Origin of the sequence: Enterobacter sp. SLBN-59 (assembly GCF_024807915.1) — a bacterium.
In the GTDB taxonomy this organism is placed as follows: domain Bacteria; phylum Pseudomonadota; class Gammaproteobacteria; order Enterobacterales; family Enterobacteriaceae; genus Enterobacter; species Enterobacter asburiae_B.
The window spans coordinates 1,925,437-1,951,067 of the sequence record NZ_JANUFI010000001.1 but is presented as its reverse complement, the minus strand read 5'-3'; the positions used below and the strand labels follow the sequence as shown (position 1 = coordinate 1,951,067).

At 57.9% G+C, this 25,631-nt stretch carries 22 protein-coding genes; 11 read left to right on the top strand and 11 right to left on the bottom strand.

From position 1 onward, the window contains the following. Positions 1-85: 85 nt before the first annotated feature. The 4 genes from htpG (at position 86) to M2422_RS09350 (ending at position 5,253) form a co-directional block, all read left to right on the top strand. Positions 86-1,960 (top strand): molecular chaperone HtpG, encoded by a 1,875-nt coding sequence (gene htpG, locus M2422_RS09365; protein ID WP_064673429.1) that lies wholly within the window; start codon positions 86-88, stop codon positions 1,958-1,960. A gap of 194 nt (positions 1,961-2,154) precedes the next feature. Further along, the gene (gene adk / locus M2422_RS09360; protein ID WP_006809841.1) at positions 2,155-2,799 is read left to right on the top strand and encodes an adenylate kinase; all 645 of its coding nucleotides are present in this window, start codon (positions 2,155-2,157) and stop codon (positions 2,797-2,799) included. Between the two features lie 124 nt (positions 2,800-2,923). Then, on the top strand, positions 2,924-3,886 hold the full coding sequence (gene hemH / locus M2422_RS09355; RefSeq protein WP_033144798.1) for a ferrochelatase: 963 nt from the start codon (positions 2,924-2,926) through the stop codon (positions 3,884-3,886). 62 nt (positions 3,887-3,948) lie between these two features. Next, a complete protein-coding gene (locus M2422_RS09350) occupies positions 3,949-5,253 on the top strand; it encodes an inosine/guanosine kinase (RefSeq protein ID WP_029741032.1) in 1,305 nt (434 codons plus the stop codon). Between the two features lie 119 nt (positions 5,254-5,372). Here M2422_RS09350 and ybaL read toward each other — a convergent pair whose 3' ends face one another. Together ybaL and M2422_RS09340 are read right to left on the bottom strand one after the other, a co-directional pair. Further along, on the bottom strand, positions 5,373-7,049 hold the full coding sequence (ybaL, locus tag M2422_RS09345; RefSeq protein WP_047061258.1) for a YbaL family putative K(+) efflux transporter: 1,677 nt from the start codon (positions 7,047-7,049) through the stop codon (positions 5,373-5,375). A 229-nt stretch (positions 7,050-7,278) separates the two neighbouring features. After that, positions 7,279-8,487 carry an MFS transporter gene (locus M2422_RS09340; protein WP_064673428.1) on the bottom strand — a complete coding sequence of 403 codons (1,209 nt, stop codon included), beginning with the start codon at positions 8,485-8,487 and terminating at the stop codon, positions 7,279-7,281. Between the two features lie 169 nt (positions 8,488-8,656). Here M2422_RS09340 and ushA point away from each other — a divergent pair, with 169 nt between their 5' ends. Next, a complete protein-coding gene (gene ushA, locus M2422_RS09335) occupies positions 8,657-10,309 on the top strand; it encodes a bifunctional UDP-sugar hydrolase/5'-nucleotidase UshA (protein ID WP_064673427.1) in 1,653 nt (550 codons plus the stop codon). 121 nt (positions 10,310-10,430) lie between these two features. Here the strand turns inward: ushA and ybaK are convergent, their stop codons facing one another. The 3 genes from ybaK to copA form a co-directional block, all read right to left on the bottom strand. Next, positions 10,431-10,910, bottom strand: a complete 480-nt coding sequence (gene ybaK, locus M2422_RS09330) for a Cys-tRNA(Pro)/Cys-tRNA(Cys) deacylase YbaK (RefSeq protein WP_023310615.1) — start codon at positions 10,908-10,910, stop codon at positions 10,431-10,433. A gap of 199 nt (positions 10,911-11,109) precedes the next feature. Then, positions 11,110-11,904 carry a TraB/GumN family protein gene (locus M2422_RS09325; protein ID WP_064673426.1) on the bottom strand — a complete coding sequence of 265 codons (795 nt, stop codon included), beginning with the start codon at positions 11,902-11,904 and terminating at the stop codon, positions 11,110-11,112. Positions 11,905-11,954: 50 nt separating this feature from the next. Continuing rightward, the gene (gene copA, locus M2422_RS09320; RefSeq protein WP_064673425.1) at positions 11,955-14,453 is read right to left on the bottom strand and encodes a copper-exporting P-type ATPase CopA; all 2,499 of its coding nucleotides are present in this window, start codon (positions 14,451-14,453) and stop codon (positions 11,955-11,957) included. Positions 14,454-14,561: 108 nt separating this feature from the next. On the opposite strand from copA, the gene cueR reads away from it, so the two are divergent. Further along, positions 14,562-14,972: a Cu(I)-responsive transcriptional regulator gene (gene cueR, locus M2422_RS09315; protein ID WP_032661458.1), complete on the top strand. Its 411-nt coding sequence runs from the start codon at positions 14,562-14,564 to the stop codon at positions 14,970-14,972. Here the strand turns inward: cueR and M2422_RS09310 are convergent. The 3 genes from M2422_RS09310 to M2422_RS09300 are packed head-to-tail and all read right to left on the bottom strand — an operon-like array spanning position 14,969 to position 17,228. Then, entirely contained in the window at positions 14,969-15,421 is a 453-nt protein-coding gene (locus M2422_RS09310) for an NfeD family protein (protein WP_023310619.1), read from the bottom strand. The two genes, cueR and M2422_RS09310, sit on opposite strands and share 4 nt — an antisense overlap. Further along, positions 15,418-16,332, bottom strand: coding sequence for an SPFH domain-containing protein (locus M2422_RS09305; RefSeq protein ID WP_023310620.1), 915 nt, complete (start codon positions 16,330-16,332; stop codon positions 15,418-15,420). Before M2422_RS09305 ends, M2422_RS09310 begins: the two co-directional genes overlap by 4 nt. Positions 16,333-16,376: 44 nt before the next feature. After that, positions 16,377-17,228 carry a hypothetical protein gene (locus M2422_RS09300; protein WP_033144808.1) on the bottom strand — a complete coding sequence of 284 codons (852 nt, stop codon included), beginning with the start codon at positions 17,226-17,228 and terminating at the stop codon, positions 16,377-16,379. A gap of 143 nt (positions 17,229-17,371) precedes the next feature. On the opposite strand from M2422_RS09300, the gene fetA reads away from it, so the two are divergent. Together fetA and fetB are read left to right on the top strand one after the other, a co-directional pair. Continuing rightward, complete coding sequence (gene fetA / locus M2422_RS09295; protein ID WP_045887951.1) at positions 17,372-18,043, top strand: iron efflux ABC transporter ATP-binding subunit FetA; 672 nt, start codon at positions 17,372-17,374, stop codon at positions 18,041-18,043. Continuing rightward, on the top strand, positions 18,036-18,818 hold the full coding sequence (fetB, locus tag M2422_RS09290) for an iron efflux ABC transporter permease subunit FetB (RefSeq protein ID WP_064673424.1): 783 nt from the start codon (positions 18,036-18,038) through the stop codon (positions 18,816-18,818). The genes fetA and fetB overlap by 8 nt, the downstream gene beginning before the upstream one ends. A 49-nt stretch (positions 18,819-18,867) precedes the next feature. On the opposite strand, the gene M2422_RS09285 is transcribed toward fetB, so the two are convergent. From M2422_RS09285 to tesA, 3 genes are read right to left on the bottom strand one after another with little or no spacing between them, the layout of a single operon-like run. After that, the gene (locus M2422_RS09285) at positions 18,868-19,722 is read right to left on the bottom strand and encodes a co-chaperone YbbN (RefSeq protein ID WP_045887953.1); all 855 of its coding nucleotides are present in this window, start codon (positions 19,720-19,722) and stop codon (positions 18,868-18,870) included. 58 nt (positions 19,723-19,780) lie between these two features. Further along, positions 19,781-20,551, bottom strand: coding sequence for an SDR family oxidoreductase (locus M2422_RS09280; RefSeq protein ID WP_014882827.1), 771 nt, complete (start codon positions 20,549-20,551; stop codon positions 19,781-19,783). Between the two features lie 28 nt (positions 20,552-20,579). After that, positions 20,580-21,203 (bottom strand): multifunctional acyl-CoA thioesterase I/protease I/lysophospholipase L1, encoded by a 624-nt coding sequence (tesA, locus tag M2422_RS09275; RefSeq protein WP_032661743.1) that lies wholly within the window; start codon positions 21,201-21,203, stop codon positions 20,580-20,582. Between tesA and ybbA the strand changes: the two genes are divergently transcribed. From ybbA to M2422_RS09260, 3 genes are all read left to right on the top strand, one after another. After that, positions 21,174-21,860 carry a putative ABC transporter ATP-binding protein YbbA gene (ybbA, locus tag M2422_RS09270; RefSeq protein ID WP_023617272.1) on the top strand — a complete coding sequence of 229 codons (687 nt, stop codon included), beginning with the start codon at positions 21,174-21,176 and terminating at the stop codon, positions 21,858-21,860. The genes tesA and ybbA overlap by 30 nt on opposite strands. After that, positions 21,857-24,271 (top strand): putative ABC transporter permease subunit YbbP, encoded by a 2,415-nt coding sequence (gene ybbP / locus M2422_RS09265; protein WP_064673423.1) that lies wholly within the window; start codon positions 21,857-21,859, stop codon positions 24,269-24,271. The genes ybbA and ybbP overlap by 4 nt, the downstream gene beginning before the upstream one ends. 183 nt (positions 24,272-24,454) lie before the next feature. Next, positions 24,455-25,600, top strand: coding sequence for a porin (locus M2422_RS09260; protein WP_064673422.1), 1,146 nt, complete (start codon positions 24,455-24,457; stop codon positions 25,598-25,600). Positions 25,601-25,631 lie beyond the last annotated feature (31 nt).

Sequence of the window (25,631 nt, the reverse complement as noted above, 5' to 3'; positions counted from 1 at the left end):
TCCGCTTGAAAATTTCCCCCCTTATCCCCATCTCTCACTCAACGTTTTAAAACCCCATTAAATGGCATTGTTGAGGTCGACATAGATGAAAGGACAAGAAACCCGTGGTTTCCAGTCAGAAGTAAAACAGCTTCTGCACCTGATGATCCATTCCCTGTATTCCAACAAAGAAATTTTCCTGCGTGAGCTGATTTCCAACGCCTCGGACGCGGCGGACAAGCTGCGCTTCCGCGCGCTGTCCAACCCGGACCTGTATGAAGGCGACGGCGAGCTGCGCGTGCGCGTCTCGTTCAATAAAGAGAACCGCACCCTGACCATCGCCGATAACGGCATCGGGATGAACCGCGACGAGGTGATCGACCACCTCGGCACCATCGCTAAATCCGGCACCAAAGCGTTCCTTGAGTCCATGGGCTCTGACCAGGCGAAAGACAGCCAGCTGATCGGCCAGTTCGGCGTGGGCTTCTACTCGGCGTTTATCGTGGCCGACAAAGTTACCGTCCGTACCCGTGCGGCAGGCGACAGCGCCGAGAACGGCGTGCTGTGGGAATCCAAAGGGGAAGGCGAATATACCGTTGATGACATCACCAAAGCGGATCGCGGTACCGAAATCACCCTGCACCTGCGTGAAGGGGAAGATGATTTCCTGAACGACTGGCGCGTGCGCTCCATCATCAGCAAATATTCCGATCACATCGCCCTGCCGGTAGAGATTGAAAAACAGGAAGAGAAAGACGGTGAAACCGTGGTTTCCTGGGAGAAGATCAACAAGGCGCAGGCGCTGTGGACGCGCAACAAGTCTGAAATTAAAGACGACGAATATAACGAGTTCTACAAGCACATCGCCCACGACTTTACCGACCCGCTGACCTGGAGCCACAACCGCGTGGAAGGTAAGCAGGAGTACACCAGCCTGCTGTACATTCCGGCACAGGCGCCGTGGGACATGTGGAACCGCGATCACAAGCACGGCCTGAAGCTGTACGTGCAGCGCGTGTTCATCATGGACGACGCCGAGCAGTTCATGCCGAACTACCTGCGCTTCGTGCGTGGTCTGATCGATTCCAACGATCTGCCGCTGAACGTCTCCCGTGAGATCCTTCAGGACAGCACCGTCACCCGTAACCTGCGCAACGCCCTGACCAAACGTGCGCTGCAGATGCTGGAGAAACTGGCGAAAGACGATGCGGAAAAATATCAGACCTTCTGGAAACAGTTTGGCCTGGTGCTGAAAGAAGGCCCGGCAGAAGACACCGCGAACGTTGAAACGATCGCCAGGCTGCTGCGCTTCGCCTCTACGCACACCGACTCCTCCGCGCAGACCGTGTCGCTGGAAGAGTACGTCTCCCGCATGAAAGAAGGGCAGGAGAAGATCTACTACATCACCGCCGACAGCTACGCGGCGGCGAAGAGCAGCCCGCACCTGGAGCTGCTGCGTAAGAAAGGCATCGAAGTGCTGCTGCTTTCTGACCGCATCGACGAGTGGATGATGAACTACCTGACCGAGTTCGACGGTAAATCCTTCCAGTCCGTAGCCAAAGCGGACGAATCCATCGACAAGCTGGCGGATGAAGTTGACGAAAGCGCGAAAGAAGCCGAGAAGGCGCTGGAGCCGTTCGTTGAGCGCGTGAAAACCCTGCTGGGCGAGCGCGTGAAGGAGGTGCGCTTCACGCACCGTCTGACCGACACCCCGGCGATTGTCACCACCGATGCGGACGAAATGAGCACCCAGATGGCGAAGCTGTTCGCGGCGGCGGGCCAGGCGATGCCGGAAGTGAAATATATCTTTGAGCTTAATCCGGATCATCCTCTGGTGAAACGCGCGGCGGATACCCAGGACGACGCCCGCTTTGCCGAGTGGGTTGAACTGCTGCTGGATCAGTCCCTGCTGGCCGAGCGCGGCACGCTGGAAGATCCTAACCTGTTCATTAAACGTGTGAATGCGCTGCTGCTGGCGTAATTGAGCACGCCTCCCCTGGTCTTCTCCCTCTCCCGTGGGAGAGGGCCGGGGTGAGGGCACCAGACCGCACTAACCCAAATAATCTCCCCCCGTTAACCGTTTCAGCCTTCCCGCCTTCCTTGAGCGATGCCCGTTCTGGTGGTATTGTTTAGCGCTTTTGAAAAATTGAAACGACTTTTGAGGGGATTTTCGCAATGCGTATTATTCTGCTTGGCGCTCCGGGCGCGGGTAAAGGAACTCAGGCTCAGTTCATCATGGAGAAATACGGTATTCCGCAAATCTCCACCGGTGACATGCTGCGCGCCGCTGTTAAATCTGGCTCCGAGCTGGGTAAACAAGCGAAAGACATCATGGACGCAGGCAAGCTGGTGACCGACGAGCTGGTTATTGCTCTGGTCAAAGAGCGCATTGCGCAGGAAGACTGCCGTAACGGTTTCCTGCTGGACGGCTTCCCACGCACCATTCCTCAGGCTGACGCCATGAAAGAAGCGGGCATCAACGTGGACTACGTTCTGGAGTTCGACGTACCGGACGAGCTGATCGTTGACCGTATCGTTGGCCGTCGCGTACACGCTGCTTCTGGCCGCGTTTACCACATCAAATTCAACCCGCCTAAGGTTGAAGGCAAAGACGACGTGACCGGCGAAGAGCTGACTACACGTAAAGACGATCAGGAAGAGACCGTGCGTAAACGCCTGGTGGAATACCATCAGATGACCGCGCCGCTGATCGGCTACTACACCAAAGAAGCGCAGGCGGGTAACACCAAATACGCCAAAGTTGACGGCACCAAAGCCGTGGCTGACGTACGTGCAGAGCTGGAAAAAATCCTCGGCTAATCGCGCGCCTCTCACCCGGGCTCCCGGGTGAGAAATATTCTCATCTTACCTATTACAGCAATGGGTTTCGTTTAAACGCATTTCCGCTACAATTGACAACCTATCAAATGGTTAAGAGGCGTGAATGAGTCAGGCGAAAACCGGCATCCTGCTTGCCAATCTGGGCACTCCAGAAGCACCTACATCAGACGCGGTAAAACGCTACCTGCGACAATTTTTAAGCGACACGCGCGTCGTGGATTTCCCGAGACTGCTGTGGTGGCCGCTGCTGCGTGGCGTCATTCTGCCGATTCGTTCTCCGCGCGTCGCCAAACTCTATCAGTCCGTCTGGATGGAAGAGGGCTCGCCGCTGATGGTTTACAGCCGTCGCCAGGAAAAAGCGCTGGCCGCCCGACTGCCGGATATGCCCGTCGCGCTCGGCATGAGCTACGGAAAACCGTCCCTGCAAAGCGCGGTGGAATCACTGCTGGCGCAGGGCGTGGACCATATCGTCGTGCTGGCGCTCTACCCGCAGTACTCCTGCTCGACGGTGGCCGCCGTCTGGGACGAGCTGGCCCGCATTCTGGCGACCCGCCGCCGCATTCCGGGCGTGACCTTTATTCGAGACTACGCGGATAACGATCTCTACATCCAGGCGCTTGCCAACAGCGCGCGCGCGTCGTTTGAAAAGCACGGCGAGCCGGATCTGCTGCTGCTCTCCTATCACGGGATCCCGCAGCGTTTCGCCAATGAAGGGGATGATTATCCGCAGCGCTGCCGCGATACCACGCGCGAGCTGGTTTCCGCCCTTGGCCTGCCGCCGGAGAAGGTGATGATGACCTTCCAGTCGCGCTTCGGTCGCGAGCCGTGGCTGACGCCGTACACCGATGAAACCCTCAAAATGCTGGGTGAGAAGGGCGTGAAGCACATTCAGGTGATGTCGCCGGGCTTCTCGGCCGACTGTCTGGAAACGCTGGAGGAGATCGCGGTGCAAAACCGGGAATTTTTCCTTGAGGCTGGCGGCGAAAAGTATGAGTACATTCCGGCGCTTAACGACTCGCCTGAGCATATCGACATGATGGTCTCGCTGGTAACCAACAGCCGCTGATCGCACTCCGGGCCGGGTTTGTGCTACCATTCCCGGCCCATATTCTTCGTACAGTTCAGACCATGAAATTTCCCGGTAAACGCAAATCCAAACACTACTTCCCCGTCGATGCCCGCGATCCGCTCCTGCAGCAAATCCAGCCTGAAAACGAAACCAGCGCGGCATGGGTCGTCGGTATCGATCAGACGCTGGTGGACATTGAAGCGAAAGTGGATGATGCGTTTGTCGCCCGTTACGGTCTGAGCGCCGGTCACTCGCTGGTGATTGAGGACGACGTTGCCGAAGCGCTGTACCAGGAGCTGGTGCGCGAAAACCTGATTACCCATCAGTTCGCCGGTGGCACCATCGGCAATACCATGCATAACTACTCCGTGCTGGCCGACGACCGCTCGGTGCTGCTCGGCGTGATGTGCAGCAATATTGAAATCGGTGGCTATGCCTACCGCTATCTCTGCAACACCTCCAGCCGTACCGATCTGAACTACCTTCAGGGCGTCGACGGGCCTATTGGCCGCTGCTTTACGCTGATTAGCGATTCCGGCGAGCGTACTTTTGCCATCAGCCCGGGTCATATGAATAAGCTGCGCGCCGAGAGTATTCCGGAAGAGGTGATCGCGGGCGCCTCGGCGCTGGTGCTGACTTCCTATCTGGTGCGCTGTAAGCCGGGCGAGCCGATGCCGGAAGCGACCATGAAAGCGATCGAGTACGCGAAGAAATACAACGTGCCTGTCGTTCTGACGCTGGGCACAAAATTCGTTATCGCCGATAACCCGGAGTGGTGGCAGGCGTTCCTGAAAGAGCACGTCTCGATTCTGGCGATGAACGAAGAAGAGGCCGAAGCGCTGACCGGCGAAAGCGATCCGCTGCTGGCGTCTGACAAAGCGCTGGACTGGGTGGATCTGGTGCTCTGCACCGCCGGCCCGGTTGGGCTCTATATGGCGGGCTTCACGGAAGAAGAGAGCAAGCGCAAAACCCAGCACCCGCTGCTGCCCGGTGCGATTGCCGAGTTCAACCAGTACGAGTTCAGCCGCGGCATGCGCTACAAAGATTGCGTGAATCCGCTGCGAATCTACTCTCATATCGCGCCGTATATGGGCGGGCCGGAGAAGATCATGAACACCAACGGTGCGGGCGACGGCGCGCTGGCCGCACTGCTGCACGACATCACCGCTAACGCCTACCATAAAACCAACGTGCCGAACTCCAGCAAGCACAAGTTCAGCTGGCTGACCTATTCCTCGCTGGCGCAGGTGTGTAAATATGCCAACCGCGTGAGCTATCAGGTGCTGAACCAGCATTCTCCGCGCTTAACGCGCGGTCTGCCTGAAAGAGAAGACAGCCTCGAAGAGGCCTACTGGGACAGGTAAAAGAAAACCCCTCACCCTAACCCTCTCCCCATAGGGGAGAGGGGATAGCACGAAGCCGTCTTTTCTCCCTCGCCCCTATGGGGAGAGGGCCGGGGTGAGGGGACCAGACCGCACCAAACTTACCCCGTCACCCCTTCTTCAACCGGCGGTTTCTCCAGCAGCGTCAGCATCGTATTCGCAATCTCGCGCTCGCCCATCACCACCTTATTCGCCCCGCGCTCGGTAATGTACTCGACCTCGTCGTCATAGTGCGCCCGGGCGATAATCTCAATCGTTGGGCACTTCTCGCGCGCGGAGGCCACAATCTCGCCCGCTTCATAGCCGTTAGGTATGGTCAGCAGCAGCCAGCGCGCGCAGTCCAGATGCGCCAGATTCATGATCTCTTCGTTTGCCGCATTGCCCAGCACCGCACGAATCCCGCGCTCGCGCAGCTCGTCGACGCGGGTGCGTGAGGTCTCAATCACCACCAGCGGAATGCCCTGCGCCATCAGCTTCTCACCGAGCAGGCTGCCCACGCGGCCAAAGCCGACCAGCAGGGCGTGGTTGCAAATATCCACTGGGATCTGCTTCTCTTCTTCGATGGCCTCTTCGAGCGTCTGTTCTTCCAGCGTTTCGGTTTTATCGAGGTATTTTTCCAGCAGGGCAAACAGCACCGGGTTCAGCATAATCGACAGGATCGCCCCCGCCAGCACCAGGTTTTGCCCCGCCTGCGGCAGCAGGTTCAGGGCCATGCCCAGACCGGCCAGAATAAAGGCGAACTCACCGATCTGCGCCAGGCTGGCGGCGATGGTCAACGCCGTGCGCGGGGAGTGGCCGAACATTCTCACTAGGAAGAAGGCGGCAAGCGACTTACCAAAGATGATGATCGCCAGCGTGCCCAGCACGGCCAGCGGCTGGTGAATCAGGACCATCGGGTCAAACAGCATCCCGACGGAGACGAAGAACAGCACGGCGAAGGCATCGCGCAGCGGCAGAGTGTCATGCGCCGCGCGGTGGCTCAGCTCGGACTCGTTCAGCACCATCCCGGCGAAGAACGCGCCCAGGGCAAAGGAGACATCAAACAGCTCTACGGCACCAAAAGCGATACCCAGCGCCAGCGCCAGCACGGAGAGGGTGAACAGCTCGCGGGAGCCGGTTGCCGCGCTGCGGGACATGATCCACGGCACCAGACGGCGTCCCACCAGCATCATGATGGCGATAAACGCCACCACCTTACCGATGGTGATACTCATATCCAGCGCCAGCGAGGCAAAACCGACGTTGTCTTTTTCCATCATCCCGGCGACGGCTGGCAGCAGTACCAGCGTCAGGACCATGACCAGGTCTTCAACAATCAGCCAGCCAATCGCGATCTGACCGCGCTGGCTGTCTATCAGCTGTCTCTCTTCAAGCGCGCGCAGCAGCACCACGGTACTGGCGGTTGAGAGACACAGCCCAAATACGATACCGGTCATTAACGACCAGCCCAGCACCGCCGAAAGCGCCATCCCCAGCAGCGTCGCCACCCCAATCTGGGCGATCGCTCCCGGTATGGCGATCGACTTTACCGCCATCAGATCCTTCAGGGAGAAGTGCAGGCCGACGCCAAACATCAGCAGAATCACGCCCAATTCCGCCAGCTCAGGGGCCAGCTTGGTATCCGCCACGAAGCCTGGCGTAAACGGTCCCGCCAGTACACCCGCTAACAGATAGCCGACAAGAGGAGAAATACGCAGCTTATTGGCAATCATGCCGAGGATAAAAGCGAGCACAAGTCCACCAACAATGGTGGTGATAAGCGGTGTGGCGTGGTGCATTCCGTCTCCTTTCGTTGTGGGTGTTCCTTTTTGGCGAAAACCAAAAAACCGAGTAATAGTTTATGACAATTTTTACCCTTATGTTTATGAATTATTGTTGAAGTTTGAATAAAACAGCAATATGCACGTAAAAAAGCGCGCTTTGATAAATTCAGCGAGGGGAAGAAGAAGAAACCCTTATGGCATCAGGGTATCAGGTAGCCAAAGTAAAACTTTGGCTACCCGTAATTTACGCTTTATGACGGTTATCAGGCAGGAATATGGTCAACATCCCAAGAAGTGGCAGGAAAGCGCAGATTTTATAGACCAGGAAGATGCTGGTGTGATCCGCCACCATCCCCAACACCGCCGCGCCAAGCCCGCCCATGCCGAAGGCGAAACCGAAAAAGAGCCCGGAAACCATACCGATACGGCCAGGCAGCAGCTCCTGGGCATAGACCAGAATGGCGGAAAACGCGGATGCGAGAATAAAACCAATAATCACGGTTAAAATCCCCGTCCATTCAAGGCTCGCGTACGGCAAAATAAGGGTAAACGGCGCCACGCCGAGGATAGAGCCCCAAATGACGTATTTACGCCCAATCTTATCACCCACAGGCCCGCCAATGACCGTGCCGGCCGCAACGGCGAACAGGAAGGCAAACAGGTGGATCTGCGCATTCTGTACCGATAATCCGAATTTTTGCATCAGATAAAAGGTGTAATAGCTGCTGATGCTCGCCATATAGAAGTATTTCGAAAAAATCAGTACCAGCAGCACGGAAACCGCCAGGATAACCTTATTGCGCGGAAGGGGATTGATAACCTTCGCTTTAGGTTTACCTTTATTCACGCGATGCTGAGCGGCATACCAGCGGCTGATCTGCGCCAGCACGATGATCGCCAGCAGCGCGGCCAGCACAAACCAGGCCACGTTGCCTTTACCGTAAGGGGCAATAATCACCGCGGCCAGCAGCGGGCCGAGAGAGCTACCAAAGTTACCGCCCACCTGGAAGAGCGACTGCGCCAGACCGTGACGGCCCCCTGAAGCCATACGCGCCACGCGCGAGGACTCCGGATGGAAGACGGACGATCCGGTGCCCACCAGCGCGGCGGCAACCAACACCGCTTCAAAACTCCCCGCCATGGCCAGCAGCACCAGCCCGCTTAAGGTAAAGCACATGCCGATCGGCAGCGACCACGGCATCGGGTATTTATCCGTCCAGTAGCCCACCACCGGCTGCAGCAGTGAGGAAGCCAGCTGGAAGGTCAGGGTGATCATCCCGATCTGCACGAACGTTAACGAAAACTCGGACTGCAGCAGCGGATAAATGGCCAGAATCAACGACTGGATCATGTCGTTGAGCAGGTGCGAGAGACTGATTGCGCCTAAGACTTTAAAGGAGGTGCGCGACGCCGGCGCGCCCGGAACGGGCTGGGTTGATTCACTGATTGCCATAGAGAGAAGTACCACGTTTTTCGTTATTAGAGATGCAGGGTGTAATTATTATCCGACTAACATACCCGTCCGGGACATTTGAAGAAAGTCGCAATTCTGAAAACTTATTTGTCTATTCTTGTTAGTCACTGTAATTTTTGCCTTTGTCTATTGGTCAGGGAGAGAGAAGATGAAGTTTATGAAGCGGGGCGTCGCGCTGGCGCTCATCGCCGCATGGGGCCTGGTAAGCCTGCCCGCGCAGGCGTATGAAAAAGACAAAACCTATAAAATCACCATTCTGCATACCAACGATCACCACGGTCATTTCTGGCGCAGCGAATACGGCGAATATGGCCTGTCGGCGCAAAAAACGCTGGTGGACGGCATTCGTAAAGAGGTGGCTGCCCAGGGCGGCAGCGTGCTGCTGCTGTCGGGTGGCGATATCAATACCGGCGTGCCGGAATCCGATTTACAGGACGCGGAACCTGATTTTCGCGGCATGAACCTGATTGGCTACGACGCGATGGCCGTGGGTAACCACGAGTTCGATAATCCGCTGACCGTGCTGCGTCAGCAGGAAAAATGGGCCAAATTCCCCTTCCTCTCCGCCAATATTTACCAGAAAAGCACCGGCGAACGCCTGTTTAAGCCGTGGGCGCTGTTTAAGCGCCAGGATCTGAAAATTGCGGTCATCGGCTTAACCACTGACGACACGTCGAAAATTGGCAACCCCGAGTTCTTTACCGATATTGAATTCCGCAAACCGGCAGACGAAGCGAAGCTGGTGATTCAGGAGCTGCAGCAAAACGAAAAGCCGGACGTGATTATCGCCACCACGCACATGGGGCACTACGACAACGGCGAGCACGGCTCTAACGCGCCCGGCGATGTGGAGATGGCGCGCAGCCTGCCTGCGGGCTCGCTGGCAATGATTGTGGGCGGTCACTCACAGGATCCGGTGTGTATGGCATCCGAGAACAAAAAGCAGGTGGACTACGTGCCGGGCACGCCGTGCGCGCCGGACCGTCAGAACGGTATCTGGATTGTTCAGGCGCACGAGTGGGGCAAATACGTCGGCCGGGCGGATTTTGAGTTCCGTAACGGCGAGATGAAGCTTGTTCATTATCAGCTCATCCCGGTCAACCTGAAGAAGAAAGTCACCTACCCGGACGGTAAAAGTGAGCGCGTACTCTACACGCCAGAGATCGCTGAAAACCAGCAGATGCTCTCCCTGCTGACGCCGTTCCAGAACAAGGGCAAGGCGCAGCTGGACGTGAAAATCGGCACGCTGAACGGTCGTCTGGAGGGAGACCGCAGTAAAGTTCGCTTCGTGCAGACCAACATGGGCCACCTGGTGCTGGCGGCGCAAATGGCGCGCACCGGCGCCGACTTCGGCGTGATGAGCGGCGGCGGTATTCGTGATTCCATCGAGGGTGGAAACATTACCTATAAGGATGTCCTGAAGGTGCAGCCGTTCGGCAACGTGGTGGTTTATGCGGACATGAGCGGGAAAGAGGTGATTGACTACCTGACCGCCGTGGCGCAGATGAAGCCGGATTCTGGGGCCTATCCGCAGTTTGCCAACGTCAGCTTTGTGGCGAAAGACGGCAAGCTTAACGACCTGAAGATCAAAGGCGAACCGGTTGACCCGGCCAAGACTTACCGTCTGGCGACGTTAAGCTTTAACGCCACCGGCGGCGACGGCTATCCGCATATTGATAACAAACCGGGATACGTGAATACCGGCTTTATCGACGCGGAAGTGCTGAAGCAGTTCATCGAGCAGAATTCGCCGATTGACGTGAATGCGTACGAGCCGAAGGGTGAGGTGAGCTGGCAGTAGTGGTGTGCGGCCTGATGCCCTCACCCCAACCCTCTCCCACCGGGAGAGGGCGCGAACACAAAAAACGGTAACGCCTGTTACCGTTTTGCTTTTACCTCGCAGCCGCCACCGGGCAATTTTCTCAATCCCGGCGCGCAATATCCGCAAACTTCGCGTCCAGCATTTTCGCCAGGTCGCCCGCCGCCAGCTCGATATCCAGCCCGCGTTTGCCGCCGGATATAAAGATGGTTTCAAACTCCTGCGAAGGGGCATCAATCAGCGTCGGCAGGCGTTTTTTCTGCCCGAGCGGACTGATCCCGCCCACCAGATAGCCCGTGGTGCGTTGCGCCACCATCGGATCCGCCATATCCACCTTCTTCGCCCCCAGCGCTTTGGCGACTTTCTTCAGATCCAGCTGTCCCGCCACCGGAGTAACCGCGACGGCGAGGTGTTTCATATCGCCATTCACCGCCACCAGCAGCGTTTTATAAACCTGGTCAGCATTCAGCCCCAGCTTGCGCACCACTTCATCACCAAAGTTAGTTTCATTCGGATCGTGATCGTAAGTGTGGATCCGGAAAGAAATGTTGTTTTTTTCGAGTAATTTAACGGCGGGAGTCATAGCTATCCTTCTTACGACAGACAAATCATGCCATCAGCATACGCCTGACGTTTGTCTAAAAAATAGCACCATCTTGCGCAATAGTATTGGCAGTGATGGTCACTTTGAGCGACAATCGGCTCAACCGAAGGTCTCCTTCGGCATAATAAAAACGATGAAATTCCTCTTTGACGGGCCAATAGAAATATTGGCCATTTTTTTATTTCAACAGTGACGGCAAATTCCCTTCTCCGTACAAATGTAACGCCCCAACCGCCACCACGTAATGCCCCGCGGGCAAAGCATGCAGCGTCTGCCGCCAGGCTTTGTTGCGCGCATTCATCAGCACATCATACAGCGATTCGCTGAAGGTCGACGGTAACGCCAGCTTACCGTCCTCAGGCGGCGCGTCCAGCCACCAGCCAATCATGGTCTGCAGCAGGCGCGCGTTGGTGTGCCAGTGGGTCAACGTATCATCCAGCAGCATCAGGCCGTCGTCGGGAAGCTGGCGCAGAAGCGCAATCTGGCTGTCCGTCCCTTCCAGCTCGATGATGGGCAGGCTGCGCGCCCTTGCCGCGTTCAGCAGCTGGTAATCAATGCCGTAGTCACCGCGCAGTCCCAGACGCTGCGCCTGCGTAGCCTGCAGCACCATCGCAATTTGCCAGAGCGGCAGGGTGTCAATCATGGAGAGCGACACGCCGGTTTCATCCGCGACGCGCGTCAGTTCGGCAAGCCGGGGATCATCCAGACGTTCCGCCAGAGTGAGATCGCTTTCCAGCCCGACAAACGGCGACTCCTGACCCGAAATGTCCGCCTCAACGACCAGCGCGTCGGCGCGTTTCAGCAGTTTAATCAGCCCGGGTGGCAGGGGAGACATATCCTGCGTACCCATATGAATACTGCCGACCAGATGCAGGTGCTGCCCGCCGGGGAGAGAGATATCCAGACCGGGCCAGGCATAACGGCGAGGAAAGAGGGCGCGAAACGATGCTTTTATACGATTAAACAGACCCATACGCGCTCCATGAATGGAAAGGTTCATGCTAGCGCGTACGGGTACAAGGTTCAATCCTTCGGTTTAAAGCGCAGCAGGCGGTTGGCGTTGCTCACCACGGTAATGGAGGAGAGCGCCATCGCCGCACCCGCGACCACCGGGTTAAGCAGCGTGCCGGTCAGCGGCCACAGAATACCGGCCGCGATTGGGATACCGAGGGTGTTATAGACGAACGCTCCCAGTAAGTTCTGCTTCATGTTGCGCAGCGTGGCTTTTGAAATGGCCAGCGCGTCGGCAACGCCCATCAGGCTATGGCGCATCAGCGTAATGGCGGCGGTTTCGATGGCGACATCGCTCCCGCCGCCCATGGCAATCCCCACGTCCGCCTGGGCCAGCGCCGGGGCATCGTTGATGCCGTCGCCGACCATCGCCACCTGACGGCCCTGACTTTGCAGTTTCTTGATGGCGTCCGCTTTACCGTCCGGCAGTACGCCTGCAATGACCTCATCAATTCCGGCTTCTTTCGCGATGGCGTTGGCCGTTGTCGGATTGTCCCCGGTCAGCATCACCAGACGATAGCCGGCACGGTGCAGACGCTGCAGGGCGTCCACGCTGTCCTGGCGAAGCGGATCGCGCACGGCCAGAAGCGCGGCGGCTTTGCCATCCACCGCCAGCAGAACCGGCGTAGCGCCCTGAGACGCCTGCGCTTTCAGCTCGCTTTCCAGCGCGGCGGTATCAATACCGTTTTCATTAAGCAATGCCTGGTTGCCCAGCAGCAGCGCGTGGCCTTCTGCTTCACCGCTGACGCCGAGCCCGCGCAGGGTGCGGAAATTGCTGACCTGCGGCAGGGCAGAAGCATTCGCTTTATCGAGAATGGCGCGCGCCAGCGGATGGCTGGATCCTTGCTCCAGCGCGGCGGCGAGGCGCAGCGCCTCCTCTTGCGCAATGCCTGCGGTAGTGACGGCCACCACCTGCGGTTTGCCTTCGGTCAGCGTCCCGGTTTTATCAAACACCAGCGTGTCGAGGGTGCTGGCCCGCTGCAGCGCATCTGCATCCCGTACCAGTACGCCAAATTCGGCCGCGCGGCCTACGCCGGAGATAATCGACATTGGGGTCGCCAGGCCAAGGGCGCAAGGACAGGCGATGATCAGCACCGTAGTGGCAATCACCAGGGTGTAAACAATCTGCGGTGCGGGGCCGAAGAAATACCAGATCGCCGCGCTCAGCAGGGCAATGCCGACCACTACTGGAACAAAAACGGCGGAGATCCTGTCAGCAAGCTGGCCAATTTCCGGCTTGCTGCTCTGCGCCTGGCGCACCATGCGGATGATACGCGACAGCGTCGTGTGGCTGCCGACGGCGCTGGCGGTAAACAGCACGCTGCCGTCCTGCACCACCGTGCCGGCATGAACGGCGTCGCCGTCTGATTTCTGCTGAGGGATAGGCTCGCCGGTCAGCATCGCTTCATCCAGCCAGGCTTCGCCCTGGGTTATCTTGCCGTCAACGGGAACGCGATCGCCCGTCGTCAGGCGCAGCGTCATGCCGGGCTGAACTTCCGCCAGCGGGACGCTTTTCTCCCCCTCGTCCGTGACCACGCGGGCCGTCGGCGGGGTTAAATCAAGCAATCTTTCCAGCGCTTTCGAGGAGCGCTGGCGGGCGCGGGCTTCCAGCATGTGGCCCAGGTTAATCAGGCCGATAATCATCGCGCTGGCTTCGTAATAGAGATGACGCGCCTCCATCGGGAACCACTGGGGCCAGACGTTCACGCTCATCGAATAGAGCCACGCCGCGCCGGTACCGAGCGCCACCAGCGTATCCATCGTCGCGGTGCGGTTTTTCAGGCTCTTCCAGGCGCTGGTATAGAAATGCCCGCCTGCAAACACCATCACCGCAAGGGTAATCAGACCAATCACCAGCCACAGCGTGCGGTTGTCAGCGGTGACCATCATGTTGTCACCCATCATGCCCCACACCATCACCGGAATACCCACCAGCAGGGCGACAATCGCCTGCCAGCGGAAGCGCTTCATGGTGGCGATAGCCGTTTCCTGCTGACGCTCGCGGCGCTCGGCATCATCTTCGATGGCCTCCGCCCCGTAGCCCGCTTTCTCAACGGCCTGCACTAAATCTGCGGCGGAGGCGCTGCCCATCACCAGCGCAGTGCGCTCCGCGAGGTTTACCCGTGCCTGCGCGACGCCCGGTACGGCCTGCAAGGCGTTTTGTACCCGGGAGACGCAGCTGGCGCAGCTCATGCCGTTGATCAGCAGCTGTTGGCTGTCGTCAATATCATCAGCTGCCGGAAGCTCAGGAGTGGCCGCTGTCAGTGCTTCCGACGGGGATGATGACTCTGCCAGCGGTTTAGCCTTTGGGTGGCTTAACTCCGCCCCGTAACCGGCCTGCTTGATGGTATCGATCAGCGCATCCGCGCTGGCGCTGCCGGTGACGGCGGCATGATCGATAGTCACGTCAGCGCTTTCAACGTCAGGGCGCTGTTCCAGGCTTTCTTTAACGCGTTTGACGCAGTGGCCGCAGGAGAGGCCGTCCAGCGTCAGGTCGATAGTGTGAGACATAGTAAAACTCCCGTATAATGATCTGGTCAGTTGTTGACCGATACAGTGCTTTTCACTGACTGCTATAAAGGTTAAACCTTCCATCAAGGGGAAGGTCAAGGGGGAAATGTGAATATCAGTGACGTGGCAAAAAAAACTGGCTTAACCAGCAAGGCAATCCGCTTTTATGAAGAGAAGGGGCTGGTAACTCCACCGCTGCGCAGTGAAAACGGCTACCGCAGCTATACGAAACTGCATATTGATGAGCTGACGCTACTGCGCCAGGCAAGACAGGTGGGGTTTAATCTGGAAGAGTGCGGCGAGCTGGTGAACCTCTTTAACGATCCGAAGCGTCACAGCGCCGACGTGAAAAAACGCACGCTGGAAAAAGTGGCCGAGATCGAACGCCACATCATCGAGCTGCAGGCGATGCGCGAACAGCTGCTGCAGCTCGCGGAATCCTGTCCGGGGGATGACAGCGCCGACTGCCCGATTATCGACAATCTTGCCGGCTGCTGTCATCGTAAGGCTTCTGCTTAGCAGGCTTTCACCCGCAGGGTAATGCCTTCCACCGCGATGACCTCAACCCGCGTGCCGGCGCTGAGGTCGTCGTCTGCGACCACCGGCCACGAGCTGTCGCCCACGCGCATATGCCCGCGCCCGTTCACCAGCGCGGTGTCGAGCGTAAAACGCTTGCCGACAATCTGCTGCCCGCGCTGGTTAAGGTGCGCGTCCAGCGGTTTTTGCTCGTTAACCCGCCGGTTTAGCCAGCGCCACCACAGCCACGCGGCCACCAGCGTCAGCACGGCAAATAGCGCACCCTGCCACGCCCAGTCCAGGGGAAGGATCCAGACCAGAAGGCCCGTAATGACGGCGGCAACACCGCTCCAGAGCAGGTAGCCGTTGCCGCCCAGCATCTCCGCCGCCAGCAATAAGCCGCCGAGGCTTAGCCAGAAGGCATGAGGATGTGCAGCGATCAGCTCAATCATTTTTTACGCTCGTTTCCGCTGTCTTTAATCAGTTCGGCAATACCGGCGATAGAGCCCATCAGGCTGCTGGCCTCCAGCGGCATCATCACCACTTTGCTGTTGTTCGCCGAGCCGATCTGTTTTAGCGCGTCGGTATATTTTTGCGCGACAAAGTAGTTCACGGCCTGGATATCACCGGCGGCAATCGCCTCGGACACCATCTGGGTGGCGCGGGCTTCCGCTTCTGCCGAACGTTCACGTGCTTCCGCCTGTAAGAATGCGGACTGACGATCGCCTTCCGCTTTCAGGATCTGCGACTGTTTTTCCCCTTCCGCTTTGAGGATCTCCGCCTGACGCACCCCTTCGGCTTCCAGAATGTAGGCGCGCTTGGTTCGCTCGGCCTTCATCTGGGCGTTCATGGAGGCGATCAGCTCCGCCGGCGGGCGCACGTCGCGGATCTCGATACGGGTGACCTTGATCCCCCACGGATTCGTTGCCTCATCGACAATGTGCAGCAGGCGGGTATTGATGCTGTCGCGCTGGGAAAGCATCTCGTCCAGCTCCATTGAGCCGAGCACGGTACGGATGTTGGTCATCGTCAGGTTGACGATCGCCAGCTCCAGATTGCTGACCTCATAGGCCGCTTTCGGTGCATCAATCACCTGAATAAAGCAGACGGCGTCGATGGTGACGTTGGCGTTATCCTTGGAGATGATCTCCTGAGAAGGAATGTCCAGCACCTGTTCCATCATGTTGATCTTGCGACCAATCCGGTCCATGAACGGAACAATCAGGCTTAAGCCTGGCTGGAGGGTATTGGTGTAGCGACCGAAACGCTCGACGGTCCACTGATAGCCCTGAGGGACAATTTTGACGCCTGCGCCCACAATAACCAGCGCAACGAAAATAAGGACAGGAACAACGATAAGCATAAAAACCTCCTGTTTTGCATGCTGTGATGAGTGAATGTGTGTGTTTATTGCTCGTAAGTATAGGTAAAGTCAGAGATGAATCCATCACCCGCTTCGGCAATGGCTTTGGATAATCCCTGGTAGTACTTCTCCAGCCCCAGCGCTTCGATACGCTGGATCTGTTCGCGAATGGGGGCGCAGAACAGAACGGCATTCCCCGCTTCAACGCGCTTGTTATTAGGGGGAAGGTCGCCCGCGATGGCCTTGAACCATGTTCTGATACCCTGCTTTAAATTATGCGGCGCTTTAGTCAGGTTATCCATGCCCGTCAGGACCTGCAGGGTGGGAAACTCATCGGCCAGCACGGCGGTTTTCATGCGCGCAAAGAACTGGCTGAACAATTCAAACGATCCCAGATCGGTGACGCGCGGTTTGGTCGTTTTACCGTTTTTATTGCCGATTTTCCCTGCGGCTGACGCTGGGGCCGGAACCGCATTCACCTTTTCCAGCTCCAGCCCGAATAACAAATTACAGTGCGCACGGCGCTCTTTCAGCGGATAGGACATCAGCACGTCAATGAATTGGGTGGCCTTTACATCCGCAAGATCGTGGTTGATAAGCCACTGGGTACGAGAAAATTCAGCCGGAGAGACGAACCAGTCGGGTACCTCATTGAAACGTTTGGATTTTCCCTTGCCGTCAAATTCCAGGAAGTGTGTCCCGTTGTCGAAGGCGAAATAGCAATTTTTGAAACTGCCGATCGTGGTGTTCACGATGAGCGCCTTCTTAACAAAATCCACCACCTCTGCGCCAATGACAAAACGCGTGAGTTCCGACGATTTGATGACTTCCATTAATGTTTCGACATCAGGAACACCAGGCTTCAGGGAAGGAAACTCATAAAAGATATGTGCCATGCTGCTTACTTCCTGTAGTGATGGTGGAGACAAATAACAAACAAAAAGTTTAACACTTGCTTTAGCGTGAGGCTATTCGCTCTGTGCGCACGAAAGGATTATGCTACAGGCGGTTATTACACGAAGCGGTTAACGGAAGCGTAATGAACGATAAAAAAGAACTATTACATCTCAGGGATATCGGATTTCGTGTTGGAGAAAATATTATTCTTCAGCACGTCGGGTTTAGCCTGTCGCCGGGCGAGTTTAAATTAATCACGGGACCTTCGGGCTGCGGTAAAAGCACGCTGCTGAAAATTGTGGCCTCACTCCTCAGCCCGACGGAGGGCACCATTCTGTTTGAAGGACAGGATATCTCAACCCTGTCCCCGGAAAACTATCGCCAGCAGGTCTCCTACTGCGTGCAAACCCCCGCGCTGTTTGGCGATACGGTTTATGACAACCTGATTTTCCCGTGGCAAATCCGCAATAAAACGCCGGAGCCGGAAAAGTTTATCAGCGATCTGGCCCGCTTTGGCCTGGCGCAGGAGACGTTAACCAAATCCATCACTGCGCTGTCGGGCGGAGAAAAGCAGCGCGTCTCGCTGATCCGCAACCTGCAGTTTTTACCGAAGGTGCTTTTGCTGGATGAAATTACCAGCGCGCTCGATGACGTCAACAAGCGCAACGTTAACGAGATTATTCATCGCTACGCCCGGGAGCAGAACATTGCCGTGCTGTGGGTGACGCACGACGCTAATGAAATAACCCATGCGGATGACGTGATTACGCTTCAGCCGCACGGCGGGAAAATGCAGGAGGCTAACCGTGGGTGAGCATAACATTACCAATGAATCACTGGCGTTTTCGATGGTGCTGGTGCTGATTGCGATTGTAGTCAGCTATCGGGAAAAGCTGGGGCTGGAAAAAGATATTTTGTGGAGTATCTGCCGCGCGGTGGTTCAGCTCATCATAGTCGGCTATGTGCTGAAGTATATATTTAACGTCAACCACGCTGTGCTGACGCTGCTGATGGTGCTCTTTATCTGTTTCAACGCGGCGTGGAATGCGAAAAAGCGCAGTAAATACATTGATAAGGCGTTTATCTCGTCGTTTATCGCTATTACCACCGGGACGGCGCTCACGCTGGCGGTGCTGGTGCTCTCCGGCTCGATTGCCTTTACGCCGATGCAGGTTATCCCTATCTCCGGGATGATTGCGGGGAACGCCATGGTGGCCGTTGGGCTCTGTTATAACAATCTCGGCCAGCGCTTCAGCAGTGAACAGCAGCAGCTTCAGGAGAAATTAAGCCTGGGGGCGACGCCTAAAGTGGCCTCGGCGCGGCTGATCCGTGAGAGCATTCGCTCATCGCTGATCCCAACGGTCGATTCAGCCAAAACGGTGGGGCTGGTGAGCCTGCCTGGCATGATGTCGGGGCTGATTTTTGCCGGTATCGATCCGGTCAAAGCGATTAAGTATCAGATCATGGTGACGTTTATGCTGCTTTCCACGGCAAGCCTGTCAACCATCATTGCCTGTTACCTGACCTATCGGAAGTTCTACAACGCGCGTCACCAGCTGGTGGTGACGCAATTAAAGAAAACGGGTTAAGCCTGTTTTGTAGGCCCGGTAAGCGTTAGCGCCACCGGGCATTTTTTTGTTAGTAGAGCAACGCGTACAGCTGACGACGATACTTCGATGCCAGCGCGTCTCCGGTGCCCAGCGCGGCCAGAATTTCCTGGAACATCTTGCGCGCCTGACCGTCTGCGGCTGCCAGGTCTTTTTGCAGGTGGCTGAACAGCAGCTCCAGCGCCTCTTCGTTACGCCCCACCTGGTGCAGCTGCAGCGCCAGCTGGCTTGCCAGCGCGGCGTCGGCCGGGTTGTCGGCAACCTGCTGCTGCAGCTGCTGAATTTCCGGGGTGTCCGCGGCCTGTTTTAGCAGCTCAATCTGCGCGATCAGACCCTGATAGCGGGTGTCCTGATCCTGCAGCGGAACCGTCTTGAGTACGGCTTCCGCGTCTTCTGAACGGTGCAGGGCGATCTGCGTTTCCGCCAGCAGCAGGCCAATCTGGCTGTTCTGATTCGACAGCTGCCACGCCTCTTTGAGCAGCGGCAGCGCCTCGTCGTATTTACCTTCCTGCATCAGCGCCATGCCTTCCTGCGCCTTCAGCTCTTCTTCACGCGGCAGCACTTTATCCAGCAGGGCGCGGATAGCCTCTTCCGGCTGCGGCCCCTGGAAACCGTCAACGGGCTGGCCGTTCTGGAACAGATAGACGGTTGGGATGGCGCGCAGACCAAACTGAGACGCCACCATCGGCTCGGCGTCGCAGTCCAGCTTAGCGAGAATGAACTGACCGTTGTACTGCGCGGCAAGGCTTTCCAGCACCGGCGTCAGCTGCAGGCAGTGTTGGCTGCGTTCAGACCAGAAGTAGAACAGGACCGGTTTGGTCATCGACTGTTCAAGGGTCTGTTGCAGGTTAGCTTCTGTAATATTGACGATATTCTGTACGGACATGCGGCTTTCTCTTTTGTCGGTTTGTTCTTTACATGGGGATGAGCGTCGTCGCTTCAACTCAACCGTGCAAAATTTTGTCCATCATCCGGCCCGGCAGCAGGCGTTTTAACCAGCCTACGGCATGGGTGACCAGCGTCACCGGATAGCGCATTTTAGGATGTTCGCTCTCAAAAGCATGGCGCACTTTGGCTACCACCGCCTCTGGCCCGAGGGTAAAACGTGCGGCAATGCCGGGGTTCTCGACCGGCTTATCCGCCTGGGTCTGGTTCACGTTTTCGGTAAAGCGGGTGCGGATCGGGCCGGGCTCAATCAGGCTGACCTTGATGCCGCTGTGGCGCAGCTCCATGCGCAGGGCGTCGGACCAGGCCTCCAGCGCATATTTGCTGGCGGCGTAGGCGCCGCGGCCCGGGGTGGAAATCAGCCCCATCACTGACGATGTCATCACGATGCGCCCTTCACCGTGCGGCAGCATCGCGGGGAGCAGGCGCATGGTGAGCTGATGCACGCCGAAGAAGTTGGTCGAAAACTGTTTCTCCAGCGTTTCGCGGGAGAGCGTATCCAGCGGGCCATACACGCCGTAGCCGGCATTGTTAAAGAGCCCGTAGAGACGATTGTCGGTCAGCGCGATCACCTCATCGGCGGCGCGTTCAACGCTCTCCGGCGAGTCCATATCCAGCAGCACGCCGGTAAAGCCCAGCCCGTTCATGCGTTCGACATCGTCGGGTTTGCGACACGCCGCCAGCACCCGAAACCCCTGGCGCTTCAGTTCGAGCGCGCTTTCCAGGCCGATTCCACTGGAACATCCTGTAATTAAGACCGATTTTTGCATAACTTTACCTGTCAGGATCTCCGCTTAATCAGGAGTCATGTTTAACTAAAGGAGCCAGCCGCGTTGCCATCCAGTCGGCAATAAACGGCTGAGCATCGCGATTGGGGTGGATCCCGTCGTCTTGCATCCACTGGGGTTTGAGATAGACCTCTTCCATGAAAAATGGCAGCAGCGGAATATCAAACTCTTTGGCAAGCTTAGGGTAGATCGCGCTAAAGGCTTCATTATACCGACGACCGTAGTTAGCGGGCAGGCGAATTTGCATCAGCAGCGGCTGGGCGTTTGCCGCTTTGATATCCTGCAAAATGGTGCGCAACGTTTGCTCGGTTTGCTGAGGCTGAAAACCGCGCAATCCATCGTTACCGCCAAGCTCCACCAGCACCCAGCGCGGCTGATGCTGTTTGAGCAGTGCAGGCAGGCGCGACAGGCCCTGCTGCGAGGTATCACCGCTGATGCTGGCGTTGATTACCGACGTCTTGCTCTGCCATTTGTCGTTGAGCAGCGCGGGCCAGGCCGCGCTGGCCGCCATGCGATAGCCTGCGCTCAGGCTGTCGCCGAGAACCAGTAACGTGTCCGCTGCCGCCGCGCGGAAGGTCATCAGAATCAAAAACAGGAAGGGCAAATGCCAGCGGAAAACAGTGTTGAAGTTCATCATCTTAAGAAGTCCGTCGGTCAGGGGGAACACGAGCTTTCCATCCTTACTGGAGTTGAACTCGTTGTCAAACGCGCTGAAACCATCGCGCTGATTGGCGAATCCGGCTCTGGCAAGTCCACGCTGCTGGCGATTTTGGCCGGTCTGGACGACGGCAGCAGCGGCGAGGTCCATCTTGTCGGGCAACCGCTGCATCAGCTTGATGAAGAGGCGCGGGCCGCGCTGCGCGCGCGTCACGTTGGTTTTGTCTTCCAGTCCTTCATGCTGATCCCCACCCTGAACGCGCTGGAAAACGTCGAACTCCCGGCGCTGTTGCGCGGTGAAAACAGCCGTGAAAGCCGGGCGCACGCGAAGGCGCTGCTGGAGCAGCTCGGTCTGGGCAAGCGTCTCGACCACCTTCCCGCACAGCTTTCCGGCGGTGAGCAGCAGCGCGTGGCGCTGGCGCGGGCGTTTAACGGTCGTCCCGAAGTCCTGTTTGCCGATGAGCCCACAGGTAACCTTGACCGTAAAACCGGTGACCGGATTGCCGACCTGCTGTTTTCGCTCAACCGCGAGCACGGCACCACGCTGATCCTCGTCACCCACGATCCGCAGCTCGCCGCCCGCTGCGACCGTCGCCTGCGGCTGGTGAACGGTATTCTTCAGGAGGAGGCATGATTACCCGCTGGTTCTGGCGCGAGTGGCGCTCGCCCTCGCTGCTTATCGTCTGGCTGGCGCTAAGCCTGGCGGTGGCCTGCGTGCTGGCGCTCGGCAGCGTCAGCGACCGCATGGAAAAAGGGCTTAGCCAGCAGAGCCGGGAGTTTATGGCGGGTGACCGGGCGCTGCAAAGCTCCCGCCCGGTGCCGTCGGGCTGGATTGACGAAGCGCGTAAACAAGGGCTGAAGGTGGGGGAGCAGATAAGCTTTCAGACCATGACGTTTGCGGGCGACACGCCGCAACTCGCCAGCGTTAAAGCCGTCGATGATATCTACCCGATGTACGGCGAACTGCAGACCAACCCGCCAGGGCTGAAGCCAAAGCCCGGCACGGTGCTGCTGGCATCACGTCTGATGGCGCTTCTGAACCTGAAACCCGGCGATAGCATCGACGTCGGCGACGCCACCCTCAACATTGCCGGGGAAGTGGTGCAGGAGCCCGATTCCGGCTTTAACCCCTTCCAGCTCGCGCCGCGCCTGCTGATGAACACCGCGGATGTCGCGGCAACCCATGCTGTACAGCCGGGCAGCCGCGTCACCTGGCGCTATAAGTTTGGCGGCACGCCTGCCCAGCTTGACGCGTACGAAAAATGGCTTCTGCCGCAGCTCAAGCCGGAGCACCGCTGGTACGGGCTGGAGCAGGACGAAGGGGCGCTCGGTAAATCACTTGAACGTTCTCAGCAGTTCCTGCTGCTTTCGGCACTGTTGACCCTGCTGCTGGCGGTGGCGGCGGTTGCCGTGGCGATGGGGCACTACTGCCGCAGCCGTTACGACCTGGTGGCGATCCTCAAAACCCTGGGGGCGGGCAGGGCGCAGCTGCGCAAGCTGATTGTCGGCCAGTGGCTGATGCTGCTGGTTCTGTCCGCGCTGACTGGCGGAATAATCGGGCTGCTGTTTGAAAAACTGCTGATGGTGATGCTGAAGCCGGTGCTCCCGGCCGCCTTGCCGCCGGCCAGCCTCTGGCCGTGGCTGTGGGCGATGGGCGCGATGACGGTGATTTCGCTGCTGGTGGGGCTACGCCCGTACCGCCTGCTGCTCGCGACGCAGCCGCTGCGCGTGCTTCGCAACGATGTGGTGGCGAACGTCTGGCCGCTGAAGTTCTACCTTCCGGTGATTATTGCCGTGGCGGTGGGGCTGCTGGCGTGGCTGATGGGGGGCAGCACGCTGCTGTGGGCGGTGCTGGCCGGGGCGGTTGTGCTGGCGCTGCTGTGCGGCGTGCTGGGCTGGATACTGCTCAACGTCCTGAAGCGGCTCACGGTGAAATCGCTGCCCGTGCGCCTGGCGGTCAACCGCCTGCTGCATCAGCCGTGGTCAACGCTCAGCCAGCTGTCGGCGTTTTCGCTGTCGTTTATGCTGCTGGCGCTGCTGTTAGTGCTGCGCGGCGATCTGCTCGATCGCTGGCAGCAGCAGCTTCCCCCGGAAAGCCCGAACTATTTCCTGATCAACATTTCCCCTGAGCAGGTCACGCCGCTGAAGGGCTTCCTGTCGGAGCATCACATTATCCCTGAGTCGTTCTATCCCATCGTGCGCGCGCGTCTGACGCAGATCAACGGCCAGCCAGCGGACGGAAACAAGGACGAGTCGCTGAACCGCGAGCTGAACCTGACCTGGCAGGAGAAACGCCCTGACCACAACCCGATAACCGCGGGCACCTGGCCGCCGAAAGCGGGGGAAGTGTCGCTGGAAGAGGGGCTGGCGACGCGGCTGAACGTGAAGCTCGGGGACAGCGTGACCTTTACCGGCGATACCCAGGATTTCACGGCGAAAGTCACCAGCCTGCGCAAGGTGGACTGGGAAAGCCTGCGGCCCAACTTCTTCTTTATCTTCCCGCCGGGCGCGCTGGACGGTCAGCCGCAGAGCTGGCTGACCAGCTTCCGCTGGGAAAACGGCAACGGCATGCTGACCCAGCTCAACCGGGAGTTTCCGACGGTCAGCCTGCTGGATATTGGCGCGATCCTGAAGCAGGTGGGGCAGGTGCTGGAGCAGGTGAGCCGCGCGCTGGAGGTGATGGTGGTGCTGGTGACGATCTGCGGCGTGCTGTTGCTGCTGGCCCAGGTGCAGGTGGGCATGCGCCAGCGCCATCAGGAGCTGGTGGTCTACCGCACGCTGGGGGCTGGAAAGCGGCTGCTGCGGATGACGCTCTGGAGCGAGTTTGCGCTGCTGGGGCTGGTGGCGGGTCTGGTAGCGGCCATTGGCGCGGAAACGGCGCTGGCGGTGCTGCAGACAAAGGTCTTCGACTTCCCGTGGGAGCCTGACTGGCGCCTCTGGTTGATCCTGCCTCTCAGCGGCGCGGTGCTGCTTTCTCTTTGCGGAGGCTGGCTCGGCACGCGGCTGTTAAAGGGGAAAGCCCTGTTCCGTCAGTTTGCGAGTTGATTTAGAGCCGTGATAGTTGCGCACCGGGTTTTAATGCCGGTGCGCAGCGTTTAAATAGCACAAAGTGATAATACCCACTCATTTAGTAGCACAAAACATTAAAAACCCGACCACACAGCCCGATTATTTCCAGTTAATATTCACCCGCTAAATATTTAGCAGCGTGTCTATTAAGGAAAAATAATGACTATAAAAAAATCAGCGCTGGCGGTAACGATCGGCGCGGCAGTGGCATTGACTACCTTCGCTTCTCAGGCGGAAATCACCGTTCTTAAGCAGGATCCTCAGGCGGGTAACCCGCTGAGCCGTCTGAACTTCACCGTTGGCGGCAGTATTCGTCCTCAGTTCCAGAACATGACCGGCGACGACGGTAAAAACAGCTACAAGCGTAACGGCTTTGACGGCGGCACCCGTTTCCGTTTCGCGGCTGATTACTACCTGTTTGATGACATCAGCTGGATCAGCTACTACGAGCTGGGTGTGAATATTCCTGCACAGTTCAACTGGGATCACCACTACGCCGACGGCGCACACGACACCACGCGTCGTATGCTCTACACCGGTCTGAAGAGCGACACCTGGGGTACGCTGACCTTCGGTCAACAGAACAGCGTTTACTATGATGTGGTGGGCGCGAAAACCGATATCTGGGACTACGACATGATCGGTCAGGCGCCAGGTAACGGGATCAACGGCGATTACGACGGTTCTTACCGTTCACGCCAGATGCTGAAATATAAGAAAACCGTGGGTGATGCCGACATTTATGCATCCTACCTGTTTGAAGACAGCGAATACCTGCCGGGCAACGGCCTGCGCTACAAGCGTAAAGGCGGCGGCTCGCTGGGTCTGGATTACCACCTGACCACCGACCTGACCTGGGGCGCCGCGTGGAACTACACCCGTGCGGACATGCGTAACCCGGATAACGGCGACAGCAAAACCTACGACCAGAACATCCTCGGTACCGCGCTGAGCTGGACCCCGGACAACTGGACCTTCTCCGCTGGCGGCGGCTGGTACCAGAACTTCCTGACCACCAAAAAGGTGTCGGTTAACGACTACTTCGCCGGTGATGCATGGGGTATTGAATACTTTGCGGGCTATAAGTTCCCAATCGGTCAGTACGCGGTTAAATCCATCCAGCCATACTTCATGGGCGACCGCATTCAGTACGTGAACGGCCGTAACTACCAGCGCATCGACAACGGCGTGGGTATCAGCTTCCAGCTGGATTACGGCTTCCGCGTGGATTACGAACACGTGTTCACCTCCAGCACCGACAACCTGGGCGACATGAACCTGGTGCGTCTGCGTTACGACTTCTAAGTCGTCTTGTAGGGTGCGGCCTGATGCCCTC

What these genes read in the sequence shown, in the direction of transcription:
- copA (WP_064673425.1), bottom strand. Translation starts at nt 14,453, where the DNA reads ATGTCTCACACTATCGACCTGACGCTGGACGGCCTCTCCTGCGGCCAC.
- htpG (WP_064673429.1), top strand. Translation starts at nt 86, where the DNA reads ATGAAAGGACAAGAAACCCGTGGTTTCCAGTCAGAAGTAAAACAGCTT.
- tesA (WP_032661743.1), bottom strand. Translation starts at nt 21,203, where the DNA reads ATGAACTTCAACACTGTTTTCCGCTGGCATTTGCCCTTCCTGTTTTTG.
- M2422_RS09310 (WP_023310619.1), bottom strand. Translation starts at nt 15,421, where the DNA reads ATGATTGAGCTGATCGCTGCACATCCTCATGCCTTCTGGCTAAGCCTC.
- ybaK (WP_023310615.1), bottom strand. Translation starts at nt 10,910, where the DNA reads ATGACTCCCGCCGTTAAATTACTCGAAAAAAACAACATTTCTTTCCGG.
- M2422_RS09280 (WP_014882827.1), bottom strand. Translation starts at nt 20,551, where the DNA reads ATGCAAAAATCGGTCTTAATTACAGGATGTTCCAGTGGAATCGGCCTG.
- M2422_RS09350 (WP_029741032.1), top strand. Translation starts at nt 3,949, where the DNA reads ATGAAATTTCCCGGTAAACGCAAATCCAAACACTACTTCCCCGTCGAT.
- ushA (WP_064673427.1), top strand. Translation starts at nt 8,657, where the DNA reads ATGAAGTTTATGAAGCGGGGCGTCGCGCTGGCGCTCATCGCCGCATGG.
- M2422_RS09305 (WP_023310620.1), bottom strand. Translation starts at nt 16,332, where the DNA reads ATGCTTATCGTTGTTCCTGTCCTTATTTTCGTTGCGCTGGTTATTGTG.
- ybbA (WP_023617272.1), top strand. Translation starts at nt 21,174, where the DNA reads ATGCCAGCGGAAAACAGTGTTGAAGTTCATCATCTTAAGAAGTCCGTC.
- hemH (WP_033144798.1), top strand. Translation starts at nt 2,924, where the DNA reads ATGAGTCAGGCGAAAACCGGCATCCTGCTTGCCAATCTGGGCACTCCA.
- M2422_RS09260 (WP_064673422.1), top strand. Translation starts at nt 24,455, where the DNA reads ATGACTATAAAAAAATCAGCGCTGGCGGTAACGATCGGCGCGGCAGTG.
- M2422_RS09300 (WP_033144808.1), bottom strand. Translation starts at nt 17,228, where the DNA reads ATGGCACATATCTTTTATGAGTTTCCTTCCCTGAAGCCTGGTGTTCCT.
- M2422_RS09340 (WP_064673428.1), bottom strand. Translation starts at nt 8,487, where the DNA reads ATGGCAATCAGTGAATCAACCCAGCCCGTTCCGGGCGCGCCGGCGTCG.
- adk (WP_006809841.1), top strand. Translation starts at nt 2,155, where the DNA reads ATGCGTATTATTCTGCTTGGCGCTCCGGGCGCGGGTAAAGGAACTCAG.
- M2422_RS09325 (WP_064673426.1), bottom strand. Translation starts at nt 11,904, where the DNA reads ATGGGTCTGTTTAATCGTATAAAAGCATCGTTTCGCGCCCTCTTTCCT.
- fetA (WP_045887951.1), top strand. Translation starts at nt 17,372, where the DNA reads ATGAACGATAAAAAAGAACTATTACATCTCAGGGATATCGGATTTCGT.
- ybaL (WP_047061258.1), bottom strand. Translation starts at nt 7,049, where the DNA reads ATGCACCACGCCACACCGCTTATCACCACCATTGTTGGTGGACTTGTG.
- ybbP (WP_064673423.1), top strand. Translation starts at nt 21,857, where the DNA reads ATGATTACCCGCTGGTTCTGGCGCGAGTGGCGCTCGCCCTCGCTGCTT.
- M2422_RS09285 (WP_045887953.1), bottom strand. Translation starts at nt 19,722, where the DNA reads ATGTCCGTACAGAATATCGTCAATATTACAGAAGCTAACCTGCAACAG.